We start from the raw sequence: 22,197 nt of genomic DNA, 5'->3' as shown, positions 1-22,197 counted from the left end.
AGGCTAAATCATGTTATCCATAGCCCTCATGGCACTCCAGCCACAGGGTTTAATTTTTCTCTATGCAGCATGGATAAAGGGCTGCATAACCTTATCCACAGACAGGCATGTGCATAAGAATAAACATAAAAACAAAGCTTTTTTAAATTTTTCCTCTTTGATTTCTGTTGTCTGCCATTCATCCACAGACTGGTCAAATTTTGCTCAGACGGTTTCTTTAAAGGGGCTGAAGTCCCTATACTTGTCCGCTTACCTTCTCTATTCGCAAAAACAGGCACGAGGTGCGTGGTGGATTTCCCTTCCCGTTTTGAAGTGATCGTCATCGGCGGCGGCCATGCCGGTACCGAGGCTGCGCTTGCGTCTGCACGCATGGGTGTGAAAACCCTGCTGCTGACCCATAACGTGGAAACCCTCGGTCACATGAGCTGCAACCCCGCCATCGGCGGTATTGGCAAAAGCCATCTGGTCAAAGAGATCGATGCCCTCGGCGGCGCCATGGCGCTGGCTACCGACAAGAGCGGCATCCAGTTCCGCGTTCTGAACAACCGCAAGGGCCCGGCCGTACGCGCCACCCGTGCACAGGCCGACCGCGCCATCTACAAGGCCGTGGTCCGTGAAATCCTGGAAAACCAGCCGAACCTGTGGATATTCCAGCAGTCCTGCGACGACCTGATCGTCGAGCAGGACCAGGTCAAAGGCGTGGTAACCCAGATGGGCCTGCGTTTCTTCGCCGAATCGGTGGTTCTGACCACCGGTACCTTCCTCGGCGGGCTTATCCACATTGGTCTGCAAAACCATTCCGGTGGTCGCGCCGGTGATCCACCTTCGATCGCCCTGGCCCACCGCATGCGTGAACTGCCGCTGCGCGTCGGCCGCCTGAAAACCGGTACCCCGCCACGCATCGACGGCCGTTCGGTGGACTTCTCGGTGATGACCGAGCAGCCAGGTGATACGCCTATCCCGGTCATGTCGTTCATGGGCAATGCGCAGATGCACCCGCGCCAGGTAAGCTGCTGGATTACCCACACCAACGCGCGCACCCACGAGATCATTGCCTCGAACCTCGACCGTTCGCCGATGTACTCGGGTGTGATCGAAGGTGTCGGCCCGCGCTACTGCCCGTCGATCGAAGACAAGATCCACCGCTTCGCCGACAAGGAAAGCCACCAGGTGTTCATCGAGCCGGAAGGCCTGACCACCCATGAGCTGTACCCCAACGGTATTTCCACTTCGCTGCCGTTCGACGTGCAGCTGGAACTGGTGCGTTCGATCCGCGGCATGGAAAACGCCCACATCGTGCGCCCGGGCTATGCCATCGAATACGACTATTTCGACCCGCGCGACCTCAAGTACAGCCTCGAAACCAAAGTCATCGGTGGCCTGTTCTTCGCCGGCCAGATCAACGGCACCACCGGTTACGAAGAAGCCGGCGCCCAGGGCTTGCTGGCCGGGACCAACGCTGCCCTGCGGGCGCAGGGCCGTGACAGCTGGTGCCCGCGCCGCGACGAGGCGTACATCGGCGTACTGGTCGACGACCTGATTACCCTGGGTACCCAGGAGCCGTACCGCATGTTCACTTCGCGTGCCGAGTACCGCCTGATCCTGCGCGAAGACAACGCCGACCTGCGCCTGACCGAAAAGGGCCGCGAACTCGGCCTGGTCGACGACCAGCGCTGGGCCGCTTTCTGCGCCAAGCGCGACGGCATCGAGCGCGAGGAACAGCGCCTGAAGTCGACCTGGGTACGCCCGAACACCGAGCAAGGCCAGGCCATTGTGGATAAGTTCGGCACCCCGCTCAGCCACGAGTACAGCCTGCTCAACCTGCTGGCACGTCCGGAAATCGACTACGCCGGGCTGATCGAGGCAACCGGTGGTGAAGCGATTGATCCACAGGTCGCCGAGCAGGTCGAGATCCGCACCAAGTACGCCGGTTACATCGACCGCCAGCAGGATGAAATCGCCCGCCTGCGTGCCAGCGAAGACACCCGTCTGCCTGTGGATATCGATTACTCGACGATTTCCGGCCTGTCCAAGGAAATCCAGGGCAAGCTGGGCCAGACCCGTCCGGAAACCCTGGGTCAGGCTTCGCGCATCCCGGGCGTGACCCCGGCGGCGATTTCCCTGTTGCTGATTCACTTGAAAAAACGCGGCGCTGGCCGCGAATTGGAGCAAAGCGCTTGAGTTCCCTGGTCACCCCGCAACACGCTGAAGAGTTGTCCACAGGTGCGCGCCAGCTCGGTGTCGAGCTGAGCGCCGAGCATCACGAAAAGCTGCTCGGCTATCTGGCCCTGTTGATCAAATGGAACAAAGCCTACAACCTCACCGCCGTGCGCGACCCTGACGAGATGGTGTCGCGCCACCTGCTCGACAGCCTCAGTGTCATGCCGTTTATCCACAGCGAGCGTGACAACTGGCTGGATGTCGGCAGTGGCGGTGGCATGCCCGGTATCCCGTTGGCTATCCTGCATCCGCACAAGCGCGTGACGGTGCTGGACGCCAATGGCAAGAAGACCCGCTTCCTGACCCAGGTGAAAATGGAGCTCAAGCTGGACAACCTCACGGTTATCCACAGCCGGGTCGAAGCCTTCCAGCCGGCACAACCGTTCAGCGGAATCATCTCTCGCGCCTTCAGCAGCATGGAGAACTTCACCAACTGGACCCGCCACCTGGGCGACACCGGGACGCAATGGCTTGCAATGAAGGGGCTGCATCCTGCCGATGAACTGGTAGCATTGCCCGCAGACTTCACAGTGGAAAGCGAGCAGGCCCTGACCGTTCCAGGTTGCCAGGGCCAGCGCCATCTGCTGATACTGCGCCGCAAGGCATGACTGGGAACACACGCAACAATGGCTAAGGTATTCGCAATCGCGAACCAGAAAGGTGGTGTGGGCAAGACAACCACCTGTATCAATCTCGCCGCCTCGCTGGCCGCGACCAAGCGTCGTGTGCTGCTGATCGACCTCGATCCGCAGGGCAACGCCACCATGGGCAGCGGTGTGGACAAGCACGAGCTCGAGCACTCGGTCTACGACCTGTTGATCGGGGAATGCGACCTGGCCCAGGCCATGCATTACTCCGAGCACGGTGGTTTCCAGTTGCTGCCGGCCAACCGTGACCTGACCGCCGCCGAAGTGGTGCTGCTGGAAATGCAGGTCAAGGAAAGCCGCCTGCGCAACGCCCTGGCGCCGATTCGCGAGAACTACGACTACATCCTCATCGACTGCCCGCCGTCGCTGTCGATGCTCACGCTAAACGCCCTGGTCGCCTCTGATGGCGTGATCATCCCGATGCAGTGCGAGTACTACGCACTGGAAGGTCTCAGCGACCTTGTGGATAACATCAAGCGTATCGCTGCCCGGTTGAACCCGGAGCTGAAGATCGAAGGCCTGCTGCGGACCATGTACGATCCGCGCCTGAGCCTGAACAACGATGTTTCTGCGCAGCTTAAGGAGCACTTTGGCCCGCAGCTGTACGACACGGTCATTCCGCGCAACATTCGCCTGGCCGAGGCCCCGAGCTTCGGCATGCCGGCCCTGGCCTACGACAAGCAATCGCGCGGCGCACTGGCTTATCTGGCCCTGGCTGGGGAACTGGTACGCCGTCAACGTCGTCAATCCCGCACTGCACAAACAACTTAAGGAATCCGTATGGCCGTCAAGAAACGGGGTCTCGGACGTGGGTTGGATGCACTGCTCAGTGGTCCTTCCGTCAGCGCGCTCGAAGAGCAGGCTGTGAAGATCGACCAGAAAGAACTGCAACACCTGCCGGTCGAGCTGATCCAGCGTGGCAAGTACCAGCCACGCCGGGACATGGACCCGCAGGCGCTGGAAGAGCTCGCGCACTCGATTCGCAACCATGGCGTGATGCAGCCGATCGTGGTGCGCCCGGTCGATGGCAACCGCTACGAGATCATCGCCGGTGAGCGCCGCTGGCGTGCCACCCAGCAGGCTGGCCTGGACAAGATCCCGGCCATGGTCCGCGAAGTGCCCGACGAAGCCGCCATCGCCATGGCGCTGATCGAGAACATCCAGCGCGAAGACCTCAACCCGCTGGAAGAAGCCCTGGCCCTGCAGCGCTTGCAGCAGGAGTTCGAGCTCACCCAGCAACAGGTGGCCGATGCCGTGGGCAAGTCGCGGGTAACCGTGGCCAACCTGCTGCGCCTGATCACCCTGCCCGATGCGATCAAGACCATGCTCGCCCATGGCGACCTGGAGATGGGCCACGCCCGTGCATTGCTTGGCCTGGAAGAACACCGTCAGGAGGAGGGGGCGCGTCATGTTGTCGCACGTGGCCTCACCGTGCGCCAAACCGAGGCACTGGTCCGTCAGTGGCTCAGCGACAAGCCTGATCCGGTCGAACCGAGCAAACCTGATCCGGATATCGCACGCCTTGAACAGCGGCTCGCAGAGCGTCTGGGCTCGGCCGTGCAGATCCGTCATGGCAACAAGGGCAAAGGCCAGTTGGTTATTCGCTACAACTCGCTTGACGAGTTGCAAGGCGTGCTTGCTCACATCCGTTGAAACAATTCCCGTTGTAGCGCGCAGTCGGAAATCACTACGAAGAGTTGAATAGGGGTTAATCCACCCCTATACTCTGCGCGCATTTTGTCGGCACAAATTATGCCAAGTCATAACTGACTTGTTGGTCGACTTCCGAGGAGCAGTTGTGATGGAAATCCGCACGCCAAACCGCCTGCCTTTCCATCGCTGGGCGGTTTTCCCGGTACTGCTGGCTCAATTCGTCGTACTGCTGCTGGCAACGTTGGTGTTGTGGCAGTGGAAAGGGGCGGTCAGTGGATATTCAGGCCTTTGCGGAGGTTTGATTGCCTGGCTACCCAATGTGTATTTCGCCTGGAAGGCTTTTCGCTTCAGCGGGGCCCGGGCGGCACAAGCCATCGTCAAGTCGTTCTACGCTGGCGAGGCAGGCAAGATGATTTTGACGGCAGTGCTTTTTGCACTGACCTTCGCAGGAGTGAAGCCACTGGCGCCGTTAGCAGTATTCGGCGTCTTCGTGTTGACCCTTTTGGTCAGCTGGTTCGCGCCCCTGCTGATGAATAAAAGACTTTCGAGACCTTAGGGCGTTTGAGGCAACCATGGCAGCAGAAACCGCTTCGGGCTATATCCAGCACCACTTGCAGAACCTGACCTACGGTCAACTACCAGACGGCAGCTGGGGCTTCGCCCATTCGGCTGCAGAAGCCAAGGCAATGGGCTTCTGGGCGTTCCACCTGGACACCCTGGGTTGGTCCGTCGCGCTGGGTCTGATCTTCCTGTTCATCTTCCGCATGGCGGCCAAGAAGGCGACTTCCGGCCAACCTGGCGGCCTGCAGAACTTCGTTGAAGTGCTGGTGGACTTCGTCAACGGCAGCGTGAAGGACTCCTTCCACGGCCGTAGCCCGGTAATCGCCCCGCTGGCGCTGACCATTTTCGTCTGGGTGTTCCTGATGAACGCCATCGACCTGGTACCGGTCGACTGGATTCCTCAGCTGGCCATCCTGATCTCCGGTGACCCGCACATTCCGTTCCGCGCCGTGTCGACCACCGACCCGAACGCGACCCTGGCCATGGCCTTCTGTGTGTTCGCCCTGATCATCTTCTACAGCATCAAGGTCAAGGGCCTGGGCGGCTTCATCGGTGAGCTGACCCTGCACCCGTTCGGCAGCAAGAACATCTTCGTGCAGATCCTGCTGATTCCGGTCAACTTCCTGCTGGAATTCGTCACCCTGATCGCCAAGCCGATCTCGCTGGCACTGCGTCTGTTCGGCAACATGTACGCCGGCGAGCTGGTGTTCATCCTGATCGCCGTGATGTTCGGCGCCGGCATCCTCTGGCTCAGCGGCCTGGGTGTGGTGCTGCAGTGGGCGTGGGCTGTGTTCCACATCCTGATCATCACCCTGCAAGCCTTCATCTTCATGATGCTTACCATCGTCTACCTGTCGATGGCTCACGAAGATAACCATTAAGACCGCCTGGCGTGTCTGATAGCCTTCCCCGCTCGTTTGGGGGGAGGGCTTAAAAAGTCCGCAAGGGCATGCTGTACCAAACGATTTGTTTTACCGCTTCAAACTAAAAACCTAACCAATACGACGTAAAAGTCGGGAGGAAAGATGGAAACTGTAGTTGGTCTGACCGCTATCGCTGTTGCTCTGCTGATCGGCCTGGGTGCTCTGGGTACCGCCATTGGTTTCGGCCTGCTGGGCGGCAAGTTCCTGGAAGGCGCTGCTCGTCAACCAGAAATGGTTCCGATGCTGCAGGTGAAAATGTTCATCGTTGCCGGTCTGCTCGACGCCGTAACCATGATCGGTGTTGGTATCGCTCTGTTCTTCACCTTCGCGAACCCCTTCGTTGGTCAGATCGCCGGCTAATCACTCGTTTCTACGAGTTGATTGATGTGATGGACAAAGACCGAGCGAGGTGTTGGCGTGAACATTAATGCAACCCTGATTGGCCAATCCGTTGCTTTTCTGATTTTTGTACTCTTCTGCATGAAGTATGTATGGCCTCCGGTCATCACTGCCCTGCAAGAGCGCCAAAAGAAGATTGCCGACGGCTTGGACGCTGCCAACCGCGCAGCTCGCGACCTGGAGCTGGCCCAAGAGAAAGCGGGTCAGCAACTGCGTGAAGCGAAGGCACAGGCAGCCGAAATCATTGAGCAAAGCAAGAAACGCGCTGCTCAGCTTGTCGAGGAAGCCCGTGAACAGGCTCGCGTCGAAGCTGACCGTGTGAAGGCTCAGGCTCAAGCCGAGATCGAACAGGAACTGAACAGCGTCAAAGACGCCCTGCGTGCCCAAGTGGGTGCCCTGGCTGTTGGCGGTGCTGAAAAGATCCTTGGCGCCACAATCGATCAAAACGCGCATGCGGAGCTGGTTAACAAACTGGCCGCTGAAATTTAAGCGAGGGCGATCATGGCAGAACTGACCACGTTGGCCCGACCTTACGCTAAGGCTGCCTTTGAGCATGCCCAGGCCCATCAGCAACTGGCCAATTGGTCAGCCATGCTCGGCCTGGCTGCTGCGGTGTCGGAAGACGACACCATGCAGCGCCTGCTCAAGGCCCCGCGACTGACAAGCGCAGAAAAGGCCGCCGCATTCATTGAAGTGTGCGGTGACAAGTTCGATGCACAGGCACAGAATTTCATTCATGTTGCCGCGGAAAACGACCGTCTCCTGCTCCTGCCGGAGATTGCCGCCCTGTTCGACCTGTACAAGGCCGAGCAAGAAAAATCCGTGGACGTGGAAGTCACCAGTGCTTTTGCGTTGAACCAAGAACAGCAAGACAAACTCGCCAAGGTTCTCAGTGCACGGCTCAGCCGGGAAGTGCGCCTGCACGCGTCGGAGGATGCCAGCCTGATCGGCGGCGTCGTCATCCGCGCCGGCGACCTGGTAATCGATGGCTCGGTTCGCGGCAAGATCGCGAAACTGGCCGAAGCATTGAAATCTTGAGTTTGAAGGGGCAGCAGAGCAATGCAGCAACTCAATCCTTCCGAAATTAGTGAAATCATCAAGGGTCGCATCGAGAAGCTCGATGTCGGCTCCCAAGCCCGTAACGAAGGTACCGTCGTAAGCGTTTCCGACGGTATCGTACGGATCCACGGTCTGGCCGACGCTATGTACGGCGAAATGATCGAGTTCCCGGGCGGCGTATACGGTATGGCACTGAACCTGGAGCAAGACTCCGTAGGTGCGGTGGTACTGGGTGCGTACACCTCCCTCGCCGAGGGCATGAGCGCCAAGTGCACCGGTCGCATCCTGGAAGTTCCGGTTGGCAAAGGCCTGCTGGGCCGCGTCGTCGACGCTCTGGGTAACCCGATCGATGGCAAAGGTCCTCTGGCCACCACCGAAACCGACGCGGTCGAAAAGGTCGCTCCGGGTGTTATCTGGCGTAAGTCGGTAGACCAGCCTGTACAGACTGGCTACAAGTCGGTTGACGCCATGATCCCGGTTGGCCGTGGCCAGCGCGAGCTGATCATCGGTGACCGTCAGATCGGTAAGACCGCCATGGCGGTCGACGCGATCATCAACCAGAAAAACAGCGGTATCTTCTGCGTATACGTGGCCGTAGGCCAGAAGCAGTCGACCATCGCCAACGTTGTGCGCAAGCTGGAAGAAGCCGGCGCCCTGGCCAACACCATCGTTGTTGCCGCCAGCGCCTCGGAATCGGCCGCGCTGCAGTTCCTGGCTCCTTACGCCGGCTGCACCATGGGCGAATACTTCCGTGACCGCGGTGAAGACGCCCTGATCGTTTACGATGACCTGTCCAAGCAGGCCGTTGCCTACCGTCAGATTTCCCTGCTGCTGCGCCGTCCGCCAGGACGTGAAGCGTACCCAGGTGACGTGTTCTATCTCCACTCCCGTCTGCTGGAGCGTGCATCGCGCGTTTCGGAAGAGTACGTCGAGAAGTTCACCAACGGCGCAGTCACTGGCAAGACCGGTTCCCTGACCGCCCTGCCGATCATCGAAACCCAGGCTGGCGACGTTTCCGCGTTCGTTCCGACCAACGTGATTTCCATCACCGACGGTCAGATCTTCCTGGAATCGGCCATGTTCATCTCGTGCATCCGCCCTGCAGTTAACGCCGGTGTTTCGGTATCCCGCGTAGGTGGTGCCGCTCAGACCAAGATCATCAAGAAGCTGTCCGGTGGTATCCGTACCGCTCTGGCTCAGTACCGTGAACTGGCTGCATTCGCCCAGTTCGCTTCCGATCTGGACGAAGCGACCCGCAAGCAGCTGGAGCATGGTCAGCGCGTTACCGAGCTGATGAAGCAGAAGCAGTACGCGCCGATGTCCATCGCGGACATGGCTCTGTCGCTGTACGCCGCTGAGCGTGGTTTCCTGACTGACGTGGAAGTCAACAAGGTCGGTAGCTTCGAGCAAGCACTGATCGCCTACTTCAACCGTGATCACGCCGAACTGATGGCGAAGATCAACGTGAAGGGTGACTTCAACGACGAAATCGACGCTGGCATGAAAGCCGGTATCGAGAAGTTCAAGGCCACCCAGACCTGGTAAGCCGCAGCGGGGGCTGCGGCCCCCGCTTGCTAACCTGATAGGTGATACATGGCAGGCGCAAAAGAGATTCGCAGTAAGATTGCGAGCATCAAAAGCACGCAAAAGATTACCAGCGCCATGGAGAAAGTGGCGGTCAGCAAGATGCGCAAGGCACAACTGCGCATGGCTGCTAGCCGTCCTTACGCGGAGCGTATCCGCCAGGTGATCGGTCATCTGGCCAACGCCAACCCGGAATACCGCCACCCGTTCATGATCGAGCGCCCTGTAAAGCGCGCCGGTTATATCGTGGTGAGCAGTGACCGTGGTCTGTGCGGTGGCTTGAACACCAACCTGTTCAAGGCCCTGGTCAAGGACATGAACGAAAACCGCGAACAGGGCGTGGAAATCGACCTGTGCGTGATCGGCAGCAAGGGTGCGACTTTCTTCCGCATCTTTGGCGGCAACGTCGTAGCCGCGATCAGCCACCTGGGCGAAGAGCCATCGATCAACGATCTGATCGGCTCCGTCAAAGTGATGCTGGACGCCTACCTGGACGGCCGTATCGATCGCCTCTCGGTGGTTTCGAACAAGTTCATCAACACCATGACCCAAAAACCGACGGTCGAGCAATTGGTACCGTTGGTGGCAACCCCGGATCAGGATCTCAAGCACCACTGGGACTACCTGTACGAACCCGACGCAAAAGAGCTGCTGGACGGCTTGATGGTGCGTTACGTGGAGTCGCAGGTGTACCAGGCGGTGGTCGAGAACAACGCTGCTGAACAAGCGGCCCGGATGATCGCCATGAAGAACGCCACAGACAACGCCGGTGATTTGATCAGCGAACTCCAGCTGATCTACAACAAGGCGCGTCAGGCTGCGATCACCCAGGAGATCTCGGAAATCGTCGGCGGCGCTGCCGCGGTTTAACGGTTCAAATATTCAGAGGATCCAGCTATGAGTAGCGGACGTATCGTTCAAATCATCGGCGCCGTCATCGACGTGGAATTCCCACGTGACGTCGTGCCGAGTGTTTACAACGCGCTGAAAGTACAAGGCGCGGAAACCACCCTGGAAGTTCAGCAGCAGCTGGGCGACGGCGTGGTTCGTACCATTGCGATGGGCTCGACCGAAGGCCTGAAGCGCGGTCTGGATGTCGTCGACACCGGCGCTGCCATTTCCGTTCCTGTTGGTAAGGCCACTCTGGGCCGTATCATGGACGTACTGGGCAACCCGATCGACGAAGCCGGCCCGATCGGCGAAGAAGAGCGTCGTGGTATCCACCAGAAGGCTCCTTCCTTCGCTGACCAGGCAGGCGGCAACGACCTGCTGGAAACCGGCATCAAGGTTATCGACCTGGTATGCCCGTTCGCCAAGGGTGGTAAGGTTGGTCTGTTCGGTGGTGCCGGCGTCGGCAAGACCGTTAACATGATGGAACTGATCCGTAACATCGCCATCGAGCACAGCGGTTACTCCGTGTTCGCCGGTGTGGGTGAGCGTACTCGTGAGGGTAACGACTTCTACCACGAGATGAAGGATTCCAACGTTCTCGACAAGGTAGCACTGGTCTACGGTCAGATGAACGAGCCACCAGGAAACCGTCTGCGCGTAGCGCTGACCGGCCTGACCATGGCCGAGAAGTTCCGTGACGAAGGTAACGACGTTCTGCTGTTCGTCGACAACATCTATCGTTACACCCTGGCCGGTACCGAAGTATCCGCACTGCTGGGCCGTATGCCTTCCGCAGTAGGTTATCAGCCGACCCTGGCCGAAGAGATGGGCGTTCTGCAAGAACGTATTACTTCGACCAAAGAAGGTTCGATCACCTCGATCCAGGCCGTATACGTACCTGCGGACGACCTGACCGACCCGTCGCCAGCCACCACCTTCGCCCACCTGGACGCCACCGTCGTTCTGTCCCGTGACATCGCCTCCCTGGGTATCTACCCGGCGGTCGACCCACTGGACTCGACTTCGCGCCAGCTGGACCCGAACGTGATCGGCAACGAGCACTACGAAACTGCTCGCCAGGTCCAGTATGTTCTGCAGCGCTACAAAGAGCTGAAAGACATCATCGCGATCCTGGGTATGGACGAACTGTCCGAAGCCGACAAGCAACTGGTAGCCCGCGCTCGTAAGATCCAGCGCTTCCTGTCGCAGCCGTTCTTCGTGGCCGAAGTCTTCACCGGTTCGCCAGGCAAGTACGTTTCCCTGAAAGACACCATCGCTGGCTTCAGCGGCATCCTCAAAGGTGACTACGACCACCTGCCAGAACAAGCGTTCTACATGGTCGGCAGCATCGACGAAGCGATCGAGAAAGCCAAGAAACTGTAATCCCGGCGCCCCGAAAGGGGCGCTAATCAGGTTGAGGCAAGCAGATGGCTATGACAGTCCATTGCGATATCGTCAGCGCGGAAGGAGAGATCTTCTCCGGCCTGGTCGAGATGGTAGTTGCGCACGGTAACCTGGGTGATCTTGGTATCGCTCCGGGCCACGCGCCGCTGATCACCAATCTCAAGCCTGGTCCGATCACGCTGACCAAGCAGGGTGGCGAGCGCGAGGTGTTCTACATCTCCGGTGGCTTCCTGGAAGTGCAGCCGAACATGGTCAAGGTACTCGCCGACACCGTGCAGCGTGCAGCCGACCTGGACGAAGCCTCCGCTCAGGATGCCGTCAAGGCAGCTGAGAAGGCCCTGCATGAGAAAGGCGCGGATTTCGACTACAGTGCCGCATCCGCACGTCTGGCCGAGGCCGCAGCCCAGCTGCGTACCGTCCAGCAGATCCGCAAGAAGTTCGGCGGTTAATTCCGCAAGCTTCATGTAGATTGAGAACAAGGGTAGCCATCGGCTACCCTTTTTCTTTTTTTGTAACCTATGAAACCGGTCATTTCACTGACCGCCCAGGATTGGTAGCCAGTAATGTCACTCGATATCGTTATTCTCGCCGCCGGCCAAGGCACCCGCATGCGCTCGGCGCTGCCCAAGGTGCTGCATCCGGTAGCCGGCAATTCCATGCTCGGCCATGTTATCCACAGCGCGCGCCAGTTGCAGCCGCAAGGTATTCACGTGGTCATTGGCCATGGTGCCGAGCTGGTTCGCGAGCGCCTTGCCGCTGACGACTTGAACTTCGTCATGCAGGACAAGCAGCTGGGTACCGGCCATGCGGTTGCCCAGGCATTGCCGGCGCTGACCGCCGACACCGTGCTGGTGCTGTACGGTGACGTGCCGTTGATCGAAGTAGAGACCCTGCAGCGTCTGCTGGCCAAGGCCAACGAGCAGCAGCTGGGCCTGCTCACGGTGACCCTCGACGACCCGACCGGCTATGGCCGCATCGTGCGCGACGAGCAGGGCAAGGTGACTGCCATCGTTGAGCACAAGGACGCCAACGATGCGCAGAAAGCGATCAAGGAAGGCAACACCGGTATTCTGGCCCTGCCAGCCGCGCGCCTGGCCGACTGGATGGGCCGCCTGTCGAATAACAACGCCCAGGGCGAGTATTACCTGACCGACGTCATCGCCATGGCTGTGGCCGATGGCCTGGTGGTGGCTACCGAACAGCCCCACGACCCGATGGAAGTGCAAGGCGCCAACGACCGTCGCCAGCTGTCCGAGCTGGAGCGCCACTACCAGTTGCGCGAAGGCCGTCGCCTGATGGCCCAGGGCGTGACCCTGCGCGACCCGGCGCGCTTCGATGTGCGCGGTGAAGTGACCGTTGGCCGTGACGTGCTGATCGACATCAACGTGATTCTCGAAGGCAAGGTGGTCATCGAGGACGATGTGCAGATCGGCCCTAACTGCGTGATCAAGAATACCACCCTGCGCAAAGGCGCAGTGGTCAAGGCCAACAGCCACCTCGAAGGCGCCGTGATGGGCGAGGGCAGCGATGCCGGCCCGTTCGCCCGCCTGCGCCCGGGCAGCGTGCTGGACGCCAAGGCCCATGTGGGTAACTTCGTCGAACTGAAAAACGCCCACCTGGGTGAGGGCGCCAAGGCCGGTCACCTGACTTACCTGGGCGATGCCGAAATCGGTGCGCGCACCAACATCGGCGCCGGCACCATCACCTGCAACTACGATGGCGCCAACAAGTTCAAGACCGTGATGGGCGAGGACGTGTTCATCGGCTCCAACAACTCGTTGGTAGCGCCTGTGGAAATCAAGGCTGGTGCGACCACTGCTGCCGGCTCGACCATCACCCAGAGCGTGGAGGCAGGCGACCTGGCGGTGGCTCGTGCGCGTCAACGCAACATCTCGGGTTGGAAGCGGCCGGAAAAGATCAAGAAGAGCTGAGTTATACACAGCTGTTTCGATCGAAAGCCGACTTATGTGAATAAGTCGGCTTTTTTATTGGCAGGTCGCACTCAATTGCAGTCCGGCGCAATCCCTGTGGGAGCGGGTTCACCCGCGAACACCGTGTCTCTTTCTTCGCGGGTAAACCCGCTCCCACAGGGCGCCAATTTGCCGTGACGATTTATCCACAGCTTGACGAATCGTTCATCTTAGGTTTTGATTGCCACCATTATCTTTCGAAACGAAACTTAAGCGCTCATGTCGAAACGAAACACCCCGCAGCGGCGGCACAACATCCTGGCTTTGCTCAGCGAGCAGGGCGAGGTGAGTGTGGACGCTTTGGCCAAGCGTTTCGCAACCTCGGAAGTCACCATCCGCAAGGACCTTGCTGCCCTCGAAACCAATGGCCTGTTGCTACGGCGCTACGGTGGCGCGGTCCCGGTGCCGCAAGAGCTGCTGGGTGAGCCCGCCCAGCCCGTGTCTTCCTATAAAAAGGCCATCGCCCGCGCCGCCGTCGCGCGTATCCGCGAGCATGCGCGCATCATCATCGACAGCGGCAGCACCACGGCAGCCATGATCCCCGAGCTGGGGCGCCAGCCTGGCCTGGTGGTGATGACCAATTCGATGAACGTGGCCCGCGCCATCTGCGAGCTCGAACACGAGCCGGTGCTGCTGATGACTGGTGGCACCTGGGACCCGCATTCCGAGTCGTTCCAGGGCCAGGTGGCCGAGCAGGTGTTGCGCTCCTACGATTTCGACCAGCTGTTCATCGGCGCTGACGGTATCGACCTCGGCCGCGGCACCACCACCTTCAACGAACTTCTCGGGCTGAGCCGGGTCATGGCCGAAGTCGCCCGTGAAGTGATCGTGATGGTCGAATCGGACAAGGTCGGGCGCAAGATCCCCAACCTCGAGCTGCCCTGGGGCAGCGTGCACACCCTTATTACTGACGAACGCCTGCCCGCAGCGGCACGCGAACAAATTCAAGCCCGCGGCATCAACCTGATCTGCGCCGCGATCAGCCAGGAGCAATAAACCATGTGTGGAATCGTTGGTGCCGTCGCCGAGCGCAACATCACAGCCATCTTGATCGAAGGCCTCAAGCGTCTTGAGTACCGTGGGTACGACAGCGCCGGCCTGGCCGTCCTCACCCAGAACGGTGAGCTGCAGCGCCGCCGCCGTATCGGCAAGGTCAGCGAGCTGCAAGCCGCTGTTACCGCCGAGCCACTGGCCGGCCAGCTGGGCATCGCCCACACCCGCTGGGCCACCCACGGTGCGCCGACCGAAGGTAACGCCCACCCGCACTTCTCGGGCAGTGATGTGGCCGTGGTGCACAACGGCATCATCGAGAACCACGAAGAACTGCGCGAAGAGCTGAAAGACCTTGGCTATGTCTTCACTTCGCAGACCGATACCGAAGTCATCGTTCACCTGATCCACCACACCCTGAAGAGCATCCCGGACCTGACCGATGCCCTGAAGGCTGCGGTGAAGCGCCTGCATGGCGCTTATGGCCTGGCGCTGATCAGCGCCAAGCAGCCCGACCGCCTGGTAGCCGCACGCAGCGGTAGCCCGCTGGTCATCGGCCTGGGCCTGGGCGAGCACTTCCTGGCTTCCGACCAGCTGGCCCTGCGCCAGGTCACCGACCGCTTCATGTACCTGGAAGAAGGCGACATCGCCGAGATCCGCCGTGACCAGGTCTCCATCTGGGATCAGGACGGGCACAAGGTCCAGCGTGAAACCGTGCAGTACCACGAAGGTGCTGAAGCCGCCGACAAGGGCGCCTACCGCCACTTCATGCTCAAGGAAATCCACGAGCAGCCAAGCGTGGTGCAGCGCACCCTGGAAGGCCGTCTGGGCAAGGACAACGTGATGGTCCAGGCTTTCGGCCCGAAGGCTGCCGAACTGTTCGCCAAGGTGCGCAACGTGCAGATCGTTGCCTGCGGCACCAGCTACCACGCCGGCATGGTCGCCCGTTACTGGCTGGAAAGCCTGGCCGGCATCCCGTGCCAGGTGGAAGTGGCCAGTGAGTTCCGTTACCGCAAAGTAGTGGTGCAGCCGGACACCCTGTTCGTCTCCATCTCGCAGTCTGGCGAAACTGCCGATACCCTGGCCGCGCTGCGCAACGCCAAGGAACTGGGCTTCCTCGGCAGCCTGGCGATTTGCAACGTCGGTATCAGCTCGCTGGTACGTGAGTCGGACCTGACCCTGCTGACCCTGGCCGGCCCGGAAATCGGTGTGGCATCGACCAAGGCCTTCACCACCCAGCTGGTATCGCTGATGCTGCTGACCCTGGCCCTGGGCCAGGTGCGCGGTACCCTGGAAGCTGGCGTCGAAGCCGAGCTGGTTGAAGAACTGCGCCGCCTGCCGGCCCGCCTGGGCGAAGCCCTGGCCATGGACGCCACCGTCGAGAAAATCGCCGAGCTGTTCGCCGACAAGCACCACACCCTGTTCCTCGGCCGTGGTGCGCAGTACCCGGTGGCGATGGAAGGTGCACTCAAGCTCAAGGAAATCTCCTACATCCACGCCGAAGCCTACCCGGCAGGCGAGCTGAAGCACGGCCCGCTGGCGCTGGTGGACAACGACATGCCGGTGGTTACCGTTGCGCCGAACAACGAGCTGCTGGAGAAGCTGAAGTCCAACCTGCAGGAAGTGCGTGCCCGTGGTGGCGAGCTGGTGGTGTTCGCCGACGAGCAGGCCGGGATGACCAATGGCGAAGGTACCCATGTGATCAAGGTGCCACACATTGCCGACGCCCTGGCGCCGATCCTGTACACCATCCCGCTGCAGCTGCTGTCGTACTACGTGGCCGTGCTCAAGGGCACCGACGTGGACCAGCCGCGTAACCTGGCCAAGTCGGTTACGGTCGAGTAAGCCAGAAGCCGGGGCGCTTCGCGCCCCATAGCGACACAAGGCCGCTCCTACAGGAAATCGCGTTCTCCTGTAGGAGCGGCCTTGTGTCGCGATGGGCTGCAATGCAGCCCACGGCTATCTCGCATCAGATCTGCATCGCCATCCCGTCCACATTCATCGCTGCCTGGCGCAAGGCCTCGGAGCGGGTGGGGTGGGGGTGGCAGGTGAGGGCGATGTCTTCCGCCGAGGCCGAGAACTCCATGGCCACGCAGAACTCACCAATCATCTCGCTGACACTTGGGCCCACCAGGTGCACACCCAGCACTTCATCGGTCTCGGCGTCGGCGATGACCTTGGCGAAGCCTTCGGTCTCGTGGTTGATCTTGGCGCGGCTGTTGGCCGTGAACGGGAACTTGCCGACTTTATAGGCACGCCCTTCGGCCTTGAGCTGCTCTTCGGTCTTGCCCACGGTGGCCAGCTCCGGGCGGGTGTAGATCACACCAGGGATAAGGTTGTAGTTGACCTCATGGGGCTTGCCGGCGATGCGTTCGATGCAGGCCACCGCTTCGTCTTCGGCTTTGTGCGCCAGCATCGGGCCGGAGGTGACGTCGCCAATCACCCAGATACCCGGCACGGAAGTGCGGTGGTGGTCATTGCCGAGCATGCCGCGCTTGTCGGTCTCCAGGCCTACGCTTTCCAGGTTCAGACCCTTTGTATAGGGGCGGCGGCCGATGGCGACCAGTACGTAGTCGGCCTGCAGCGTTTCTGCGGTGCCGCCGGCGGCTGGCTCCAGGGTCAGGCTCACGCCATCGGCGCTGGCGCTGGCCTGGGTCACCTTGCTGCCCAGCTTGAATACCATGCCTTGCTTGGCCAAGGCCTTCTGCAGGGTCCTGGCGGTTTCTTCATCGGTGCCCGGGCAGATGCGGTCGAGGTATTCGATGACCGTGACCTGGCTGCCCAGGCGACGCCATACCGAACCCAGCTCGAGGCCGATCACGCCGGCGCCGATGACGACCAGGTGCTTGGGTACCTGTGGCAGCGACAGCGCGCCGGTCGAGTCGATGATGCGCTGGTTGTCGATGGTCACGCCCGGCAGCGGGGTAGGCTCGGAGCCGGTGGCAATGACGATGTCCTTGGCCTGCAATGCGGTTTCGCTGCCGTCCTCAGCCTTGACCACGACCTTGCCGACACCATCCAGGCGGCCCCAGCCCTTGATCCAGTCGGCCTTGTTCTTGCGGAACAGGTACTCGATGCCCTTGGTCAGGCCGGTCACGCTCTCGTCCTTCTGTTTCATCATCTGGGCGAGGTTTAGGGTAGGTTTGACTTCGATACCGAGGTGGGCGAACTCGTCACCGCTGGCGGCTTCGTACAGCTCGGAAGCATGCAGCAACGCCTTGGAGGGCATGCAGCCCACGTTCAGGCAGGTGCCACCCAAGGTCGAGCGGCCCTCCACGCAGGCTACGCTCAGGCCCAGCTGGCCGGCACGGATGGCTGCGTTGTAGCCGCCAGGGCCACCGCCGATGATCACCACGTCATAGGATTTCATGGGTTCAACTCCAGGATGAAGAAGCGCAAGAGGGGCACAAGGTTAAGCTGAGATGCAAAAATTGTATACAATCTGCTGTATGGATAAGATCAGTCGGTTCTAGACCATGGTCTGGTTTAGAGGAAACATCCCACGAATGAACTACTCTGATCCGGCGACGTTCGAAATATAAGGCGTCGTGGCCAAATACGGACAGGAGGGTCGTTCATGCTTGCGCAACTTCCACCGGCACTGCAGAGCCTGCATCTGCCGCTGCGGCTGAAACTGTGGGACGGTAACCAGTTCGATCTGGGGCCTAGCCCGCAGGTCACCATCCTGGTCAAGGAGCCGCAGCTGATCAGCCAGTTGAGCCACCCGAGCATGGACCAGCTGGGCACGGCATTTGTCGAAGGCAAGCTGGAGCTGGAAGGCGACATTGGTGAAGCCATCCGCGTATGTGATGAGCTGAGCGAAGCGCTACTGACCGACGAGGACAACGTCCCACCGCAACGGCGGGCCCATGACAAGAGCACCGACGCTGAAGCCATTTCCTACCATTACGATGTTTCCAACGCGTTCTACCAGCTCTGGCTGGATCAGGACATGGCCTACTCCTGCGCCTACTTCCGCGAGCCGGACAACACGCTGGATCAGGCACAGCAGGACAAATTCGATCACCTGTGCCGCAAGCTGCGGCTGGACGCCGGTGACTACCTGCTCGACGTTGGTTGTGGCTGGGGTGGGCTGGCGCGTTTCGCTGCTCGCGAATATGGCGCCAAGGTGTTTGGTATCACCTTGAGCAAGGAGCAGCTCAAGCTCGGCCGCGAGCGGGTCAAGGCCGAGGGGCTGGCCGACAGGGTCGACCTGCAGATTCTCGACTACCGCGATCTGCCTCAGGATGGCCGCTTCGACAAGGTTGTCAGCGTTGGCATGTTCGAGCATGTCGGGCATGCCAACCTGGCGCTGTATAGCCAGAAACTGTTCGGAGCCGTGAGGGAAGGGGGCCTGGTGATGAACCACGGTATCACCGCCAAGCATGTGGATGGCCGCCCGGTCGGGCGTGGCGCTGGCGAGTTCATCGACCGCTACGTGTTCCCCCACGGCGAGCTGCCGCACCTGTCAATGATCAGCGCCAGCATCTGTGAAGCGGGGCTGGAGGTGGTGGACGTGGAAAGCCTGCGTTTGCACTACGCCAAGACTTTGCACCACTGGAGCGAGAACCTGGAGAACCAGTTGCACAAGGCCGCGGCGCTGGTGCCCGAGAAGACCTTGCGCATCTGGCGCCTGTACCTGGCCGGGTGTGCCTATGCCTTCCAGAAGGGCTGGATCAACCTGCACCAGATACTGGCCGTGAAGCCCTACGCCGATGGGCACCATGATCTACCCTGGACGCGTGAAGACTTGTATCGCTGAATTGCAACCAAGCACGCAAGCGCGACACCATACCCTGTGGGAGCGGGTTTACCCGCGAATGCGTCGGTACAGCCACTGACGTCTTCGCGGGTAAACCCGATCCCCCAAGGGCCGCGATACCTTGCGAGGTGCGCAGACGCATCACAGAATCGGCGAAATCAGCCGCGCAATCCGCATCCCCAGTTGCTGCAGCCGATGGGTATCGCGGCTGTCCTCTGCAGTAATTTCCCGTGCCTGTTCAAAGTCATTGATCAGCATGTTCTCGACCTGGTCGGCGAAGCCGCGGTCGACCGTCAGCAGGGTGATCTCGAAGTTCAGGCGGAACGAGCGGTTGTCCAGGTTGGCACTGCCGATCGCACTGACATCGTCATCCACCAGCACCACCTTCTGGTGCAGGAAGCCCGGTTGATAGCGGAACATGCGTACACCCGCACGTACCGCTTCGAAGGCGAACAGACTGGAGGCGGCATAGACGATGCGATGGTCTGGACGTGACGGGATCAGCACGCGCACATCGACCCCACGCAGTACCGCCAGGCGCAGGGCGGCAAACACCGCCTCGTCGGGGATGAAGTACGGGCTGGTGATCCACACGCGCCGGGTGGCTGAATGAATAGCCTCAAGAAAGAACAGCGAGCAGGTTTCCTGTGGGTCGGCCGGGCCGCTGGCCAAGGCTTGGCACAGCACGCCGTTGTCCGGGTAGGCGTCCGGCAGGATCAGCGGCGGTAGCTGGCGCGCGGCCCAATACCAGTCCTCGGCGAACGACTCCTGCAGGCAGGCCAGCACCGGCCCGCTGATCTGCACATGGGTGTCGCGCCAGGGTGAGAGCTGCGGGTCGCCACCAAGGTACTCATCGCCCACGTTATGCCCGCCGATGAAACCGAGCAGGCCATCCACCACCACGATCTTGCGGTGGTTGCGGAAGTTCACCTGGAAGCGGTTGAACCAGCCACGACGGGTAGCGAAGGCATGGATCTGTACACCACCGTCGCGCAGTAGCTGGCTGTAGCTGGCCGGCAAGGCATGGCTGCCGACGCGGTCGTACAGCACGAACACCTGCACCCCCTCGGCGGCTTTGCGCAGCAGCAGTTGCTGCAACGCCTTGCCCAGGCTGTCGTCATGGATGATGAAGAACTGCACCAGCACCACGGCGCGGGCTTTTTCGATGGCGGCGAAGATGGCATCGAATGTCGCCTTGCCATCGATCAGCAGCTTCACCTGGTTGTTGGCCAGGCAGGGCATGCGCCCGAGCTTGGGCATGGCGCGCAGGGCCGCATAGCTTTCCGACTCGCGGGCGGTGAGGGCTTCTTCTACCCAAGGCCGCCAGTTGAGGTTGGCCATGGCCACGTGCATTTCCTGGTTGGCCTGTCGCCGGGCCTTGATATAGGCGTAGAACGAGCGGGCACCGAAGATCAGGTAAGGGATCAGGGTGAGGTAGGGGATGAAGAACAACGGCATCGCCCAGGCGATTGCGCCCTGGGCAGTGCGCACGGTGAACAGTGCGTGCAGTGCGGCGACGATACCCAGCAGATGAACCAGGCCGAGTAGATAACCGAAGAAGTAGGGGCTGTGGTAGTCCATATGCATCCTGCTGGCCGAGTACACTTGAGTAACAGAACACGTTCCCGGTCCGTCTTGCAACCTGCGGGTGGATTTGGCGTCTAAGGCTCAGCCCGGCCCGCTTGGCCGGCTTTTTTCCAGGAGCGTTCGTCCATGAAGATTCGTCTGCCACTGTTGGCGTTGGCCCTAGGTGTGAGCAGCCCGCTGGTGCATGCCCAGATGCTGCAGCCAGGTTTGTGGGAGCTGACCACCAGCAACATGCAGGTCGATGGCAAGCCGTTACCCGACATGGAGTTCATGCTCGGCCAGTTGAAGAACCTGCCGCCGGAGCAGCGTGCGATGATGGAAGGGGTGCTGGCCAAACAGGGGGTGACTGTTGGGGGCAAGGGGGTGCGCTCGTGCCTGACGCCAGAACAGGTGGCAACCAACGATATCCCGCTGCAGGACCCGAAGTCAGGTTGTACCCAGAAGATCACCGACCGCACCGGCAATGTGTGGAAATTCCAGTTCAGTTGCCCCAAGGCACAGGGCAGTGGCCAGGCGACTTTCCTCAGTGACCGGGAGTTCACCACACAGGTCAATGGCACCTTCAACGCCTCGGGTGTTCAGCAGCAAGGCAGCATGAACACCCGTGCCGTGTGGCTGGGTAATGATTGCGGTTCGGTCAAGCCGCGCAGCTGACATCCCAATGCCACTGGCTGGTCGCGACAGCGTCGTGGGCATGCAGGCTTTCTGCATGTTCCACGCGCAGCTTGAAGGCCGTGCTCCACTCTATTTGCCGTAGCGCCTTGTGCAGGCGTCGTGCGGCGTCTTCGCAGAACATCAGGTTCTGGCCGTTGGCCAAGGCAAAGGCTTGCTCGTCTGCGCGCTTTACCGCGGTCTGTACCGCTGTCCCCAGGCTGGCTTCTATGCGGTCGATCAGCTCGGTGATTGGCAGTACCTGCTGATTGCTGCGCAGCCTTACCCGGATTTGTGCGCTACTGCGTTGGCTATGGGGCGTCGCTACGATGCCTTCGGCGCTGCCAAGCCACTGCAGCACTGCAGATTTTTCGACCTGCTCAGCGCCGAAATGCGCCTGGAACTGCTGCTGAATCAGCTGCCGTGCAAGTGCAGCCGAGCATGGGCAGGTCGACGAGTAAGGCACGGAAACGGATAGTTCCACGTGGAACATTTCGTTTTCCATCCTTGCGTCGACTGTTACCGCATAGCTTTTCCAACCATCCAGTGGGCTGACCAGGGCTGGCCTTTTCAGCAGATGGTCGAAGTGCAGGCGCAGATAAGCCGCAGAAGAAAGGCCTTCGTGGCTGCTCAGAAAGTGAGCCAGCAGTTGGTGCATGGCGAGCGGCGTCAGGGGCTGATGCTCCAGGGAAGCCAGGGCAAGGTAAAGCCGAGACATATGGATACCCCGTGAGCTGCCGTCTACCAGGCTTACACCGGCATCGATGGTTGCAGCCGCCGTGCGCCCTTCGAACTGCACAGGCAGGGCGATCCCGCACATACCCACCCAGTTCAACGGCAAGGCATATTCCTGGGATTGGGCGGCAATGTCGGGGAGCTTGAGCTGGTTCATTTGG

The 22,197-nt window shown here is 60.6% G+C and carries 21 protein-coding genes; 18 read left to right on the top strand and 3 right to left on the bottom strand.

Going from position 1 to position 22,197, the window contains the following annotated elements:
* Positions 1-288 precede the first annotated feature (288 nt).
* The 16 genes from mnmG (at position 289) to glmS (ending at position 16,146) form a co-directional block, all read left to right on the top strand.
* Complete coding sequence (gene mnmG / locus ACIQYU_RS22525; protein WP_207831403.1) at positions 289-2,181, top strand: tRNA uridine-5-carboxymethylaminomethyl(34) synthesis enzyme MnmG; 1,893 nt, start codon at positions 289-291, stop codon at positions 2,179-2,181.
* Complete coding sequence (gene rsmG / locus ACIQYU_RS22520) at positions 2,178-2,828, top strand: 16S rRNA (guanine(527)-N(7))-methyltransferase RsmG (protein WP_003260025.1); 651 nt, start codon at positions 2,178-2,180, stop codon at positions 2,826-2,828. Before mnmG ends, rsmG begins: the two co-directional genes overlap by 4 nt.
* A gap of 18 nt (positions 2,829-2,846) precedes the next feature.
* Positions 2,847-3,638 (top strand): ParA family protein, encoded by a 792-nt coding sequence (locus ACIQYU_RS22515; protein WP_012274913.1) that lies wholly within the window; start codon positions 2,847-2,849, stop codon positions 3,636-3,638.
* Positions 3,639-3,647: 9 nt separating this feature from the next.
* Positions 3,648-4,520 (top strand): ParB/RepB/Spo0J family partition protein, encoded by an 873-nt coding sequence (locus tag ACIQYU_RS22510; protein ID WP_207831401.1) that lies wholly within the window; start codon positions 3,648-3,650, stop codon positions 4,518-4,520.
* Positions 4,521-4,668: 148 nt separating this feature from the next.
* Positions 4,669-5,076 (top strand): F0F1 ATP synthase subunit I, encoded by a 408-nt coding sequence (locus tag ACIQYU_RS22505; protein ID WP_008092225.1) that lies wholly within the window; start codon positions 4,669-4,671, stop codon positions 5,074-5,076.
* 16 nt (positions 5,077-5,092) lie between these two features.
* Positions 5,093-5,962, top strand: a complete 870-nt coding sequence (gene atpB, locus ACIQYU_RS22500) for a F0F1 ATP synthase subunit A (protein WP_023383137.1) — start codon at positions 5,093-5,095, stop codon at positions 5,960-5,962.
* Positions 5,963-6,106: 144 nt separating this feature from the next.
* Positions 6,107-6,364, top strand: a complete 258-nt coding sequence (atpE, locus tag ACIQYU_RS22495) for a F0F1 ATP synthase subunit C (RefSeq protein WP_003097235.1) — start codon at positions 6,107-6,109, stop codon at positions 6,362-6,364.
* Positions 6,365-6,421: 57 nt separating this feature from the next.
* Positions 6,422-6,892 carry a F0F1 ATP synthase subunit B gene (locus ACIQYU_RS22490; RefSeq protein ID WP_023383136.1) on the top strand — a complete coding sequence of 157 codons (471 nt, stop codon included), beginning with the start codon at positions 6,422-6,424 and terminating at the stop codon, positions 6,890-6,892.
* A gap of 12 nt (positions 6,893-6,904) precedes the next feature.
* A complete protein-coding gene (locus ACIQYU_RS22485) occupies positions 6,905-7,441 on the top strand; it encodes a F0F1 ATP synthase subunit delta (RefSeq protein ID WP_043214190.1) in 537 nt (178 codons plus the stop codon).
* Positions 7,442-7,462: 21 nt separating this feature from the next.
* The gene (atpA, locus tag ACIQYU_RS22480) at positions 7,463-9,007 is read left to right on the top strand and encodes a F0F1 ATP synthase subunit alpha (protein WP_402802290.1); all 1,545 of its coding nucleotides are present in this window, start codon (positions 7,463-7,465) and stop codon (positions 9,005-9,007) included.
* A 48-nt stretch (positions 9,008-9,055) separates the two neighbouring features.
* Positions 9,056-9,916: a F0F1 ATP synthase subunit gamma gene (gene atpG / locus ACIQYU_RS22475; RefSeq protein WP_023383133.1), complete on the top strand. Its 861-nt coding sequence runs from the start codon at positions 9,056-9,058 to the stop codon at positions 9,914-9,916.
* Positions 9,917-9,943: 27 nt separating this feature from the next.
* Positions 9,944-11,320 carry a F0F1 ATP synthase subunit beta gene (atpD, locus tag ACIQYU_RS22470; protein WP_023383132.1) on the top strand — a complete coding sequence of 459 codons (1,377 nt, stop codon included), beginning with the start codon at positions 9,944-9,946 and terminating at the stop codon, positions 11,318-11,320.
* A 44-nt stretch (positions 11,321-11,364) separates the two neighbouring features.
* Positions 11,365-11,790 carry a F0F1 ATP synthase subunit epsilon gene (locus tag ACIQYU_RS22465; protein WP_023383131.1) on the top strand — a complete coding sequence of 142 codons (426 nt, stop codon included), beginning with the start codon at positions 11,365-11,367 and terminating at the stop codon, positions 11,788-11,790.
* A gap of 114 nt (positions 11,791-11,904) precedes the next feature.
* A complete protein-coding gene (glmU, locus tag ACIQYU_RS22460) occupies positions 11,905-13,272 on the top strand; it encodes a bifunctional UDP-N-acetylglucosamine diphosphorylase/glucosamine-1-phosphate N-acetyltransferase GlmU (RefSeq protein ID WP_207831400.1) in 1,368 nt (455 codons plus the stop codon).
* Positions 13,273-13,530: 258 nt separating this feature from the next.
* The gene (locus ACIQYU_RS22455) at positions 13,531-14,307 is read left to right on the top strand and encodes a DeoR/GlpR family DNA-binding transcription regulator (RefSeq protein ID WP_207831397.1); all 777 of its coding nucleotides are present in this window, start codon (positions 13,531-13,533) and stop codon (positions 14,305-14,307) included.
* A 3-nt stretch (positions 14,308-14,310) separates the two neighbouring features.
* Positions 14,311-16,146 carry a glutamine--fructose-6-phosphate transaminase (isomerizing) gene (gene glmS, locus ACIQYU_RS22450; RefSeq protein WP_402802283.1) on the top strand — a complete coding sequence of 612 codons (1,836 nt, stop codon included), beginning with the start codon at positions 14,311-14,313 and terminating at the stop codon, positions 16,144-16,146.
* A 124-nt stretch (positions 16,147-16,270) separates the two neighbouring features.
* On the opposite strand, the gene lpdA is transcribed toward glmS, so the two are convergent.
* A complete protein-coding gene (lpdA, locus tag ACIQYU_RS22445; protein WP_402802280.1) occupies positions 16,271-17,671 on the bottom strand; it encodes a dihydrolipoyl dehydrogenase in 1,401 nt (466 codons plus the stop codon).
* Positions 17,672-17,878: 207 nt separating this feature from the next.
* On the opposite strand from lpdA, the gene cfaB reads away from it, so the two are divergent.
* Positions 17,879-19,063, top strand: a complete 1,185-nt coding sequence (cfaB, locus tag ACIQYU_RS22440) for a C17 cyclopropane fatty acid synthase CfaB (protein WP_207831391.1) — start codon at positions 17,879-17,881, stop codon at positions 19,061-19,063.
* 141 nt (positions 19,064-19,204) lie between these two features.
* On the opposite strand, the gene cls is transcribed toward cfaB, so the two are convergent.
* Positions 19,205-20,644 carry a cardiolipin synthase gene (gene cls / locus ACIQYU_RS22435; protein ID WP_233687615.1) on the bottom strand — a complete coding sequence of 480 codons (1,440 nt, stop codon included), beginning with the start codon at positions 20,642-20,644 and terminating at the stop codon, positions 19,205-19,207.
* A 132-nt stretch (positions 20,645-20,776) separates the two neighbouring features.
* Between cls and ACIQYU_RS22430 the strand changes: the two genes are divergently transcribed.
* On the top strand, positions 20,777-21,304 hold the full coding sequence (locus tag ACIQYU_RS22430) for a DUF3617 domain-containing protein (RefSeq protein ID WP_015272374.1): 528 nt from the start codon (positions 20,777-20,779) through the stop codon (positions 21,302-21,304).
* On the opposite strand, the gene folE2 is transcribed toward ACIQYU_RS22430, so the two are convergent.
* Entirely contained in the window at positions 21,288-22,193 is a 906-nt protein-coding gene (gene folE2 / locus ACIQYU_RS22425) for a GTP cyclohydrolase FolE2 (protein ID WP_233687614.1), read from the bottom strand. The two genes, ACIQYU_RS22430 and folE2, sit on opposite strands and share 17 nt — an antisense overlap.
* Positions 22,194-22,197 lie beyond the last annotated feature (4 nt).

The sequence above is a fragment of the Pseudomonas sp. NPDC096925 genome (assembly GCF_044762545.1).
Lineage (GTDB): Bacteria > Pseudomonadota > Gammaproteobacteria > Pseudomonadales > Pseudomonadaceae > Aquipseudomonas.
Note: the sequence above shows the minus strand (reverse complement) of the source record. Positions and strands in the feature narration are given on the sequence as shown.

Excerpts from the sequence above, each read along its gene's own strand:
- ACIQYU_RS22515 (WP_012274913.1), top strand. The coding sequence starts at position 2,847 with ATGGCTAAGGTATTCGCAATCGCGAACCAGAAAGGTGGTGTGGGCAAG.
- ACIQYU_RS22510 (WP_207831401.1), top strand. The coding sequence starts at position 3,648 with ATGGCCGTCAAGAAACGGGGTCTCGGACGTGGGTTGGATGCACTGCTC.
- ACIQYU_RS22505 (WP_008092225.1), top strand. The coding sequence starts at position 4,669 with ATGGAAATCCGCACGCCAAACCGCCTGCCTTTCCATCGCTGGGCGGTT.
- atpB (WP_023383137.1), top strand. The coding sequence starts at position 5,093 with ATGGCAGCAGAAACCGCTTCGGGCTATATCCAGCACCACTTGCAGAAC.
- atpE (WP_003097235.1), top strand. The coding sequence starts at position 6,107 with ATGGAAACTGTAGTTGGTCTGACCGCTATCGCTGTTGCTCTGCTGATC.
- ACIQYU_RS22485 (WP_043214190.1), top strand. The coding sequence starts at position 6,905 with ATGGCAGAACTGACCACGTTGGCCCGACCTTACGCTAAGGCTGCCTTT.
- atpA (WP_402802290.1), top strand. The coding sequence starts at position 7,463 with ATGCAGCAACTCAATCCTTCCGAAATTAGTGAAATCATCAAGGGTCGC.
- atpG (WP_023383133.1), top strand. The coding sequence starts at position 9,056 with ATGGCAGGCGCAAAAGAGATTCGCAGTAAGATTGCGAGCATCAAAAGC.
- atpD (WP_023383132.1), top strand. The coding sequence starts at position 9,944 with ATGAGTAGCGGACGTATCGTTCAAATCATCGGCGCCGTCATCGACGTG.
- ACIQYU_RS22465 (WP_023383131.1), top strand. The coding sequence starts at position 11,365 with ATGGCTATGACAGTCCATTGCGATATCGTCAGCGCGGAAGGAGAGATC.
- glmU (WP_207831400.1), top strand. The coding sequence starts at position 11,905 with ATGTCACTCGATATCGTTATTCTCGCCGCCGGCCAAGGCACCCGCATG.
- ACIQYU_RS22455 (WP_207831397.1), top strand. The coding sequence starts at position 13,531 with ATGTCGAAACGAAACACCCCGCAGCGGCGGCACAACATCCTGGCTTTG.
- glmS (WP_402802283.1), top strand. The coding sequence starts at position 14,311 with ATGTGTGGAATCGTTGGTGCCGTCGCCGAGCGCAACATCACAGCCATC.
- lpdA (WP_402802280.1), bottom strand. The coding sequence starts at position 17,671 with ATGAAATCCTATGACGTGGTGATCATCGGCGGTGGCCCTGGCGGCTAC.
- cfaB (WP_207831391.1), top strand. The coding sequence starts at position 17,879 with ATGCTTGCGCAACTTCCACCGGCACTGCAGAGCCTGCATCTGCCGCTG.
- cls (WP_233687615.1), bottom strand. The coding sequence starts at position 20,644 with ATGGACTACCACAGCCCCTACTTCTTCGGTTATCTACTCGGCCTGGTT.
- ACIQYU_RS22430 (WP_015272374.1), top strand. The coding sequence starts at position 20,777 with ATGAAGATTCGTCTGCCACTGTTGGCGTTGGCCCTAGGTGTGAGCAGC.
- folE2 (WP_233687614.1), bottom strand. The coding sequence starts at position 22,193 with ATGAACCAGCTCAAGCTCCCCGACATTGCCGCCCAATCCCAGGAATAT.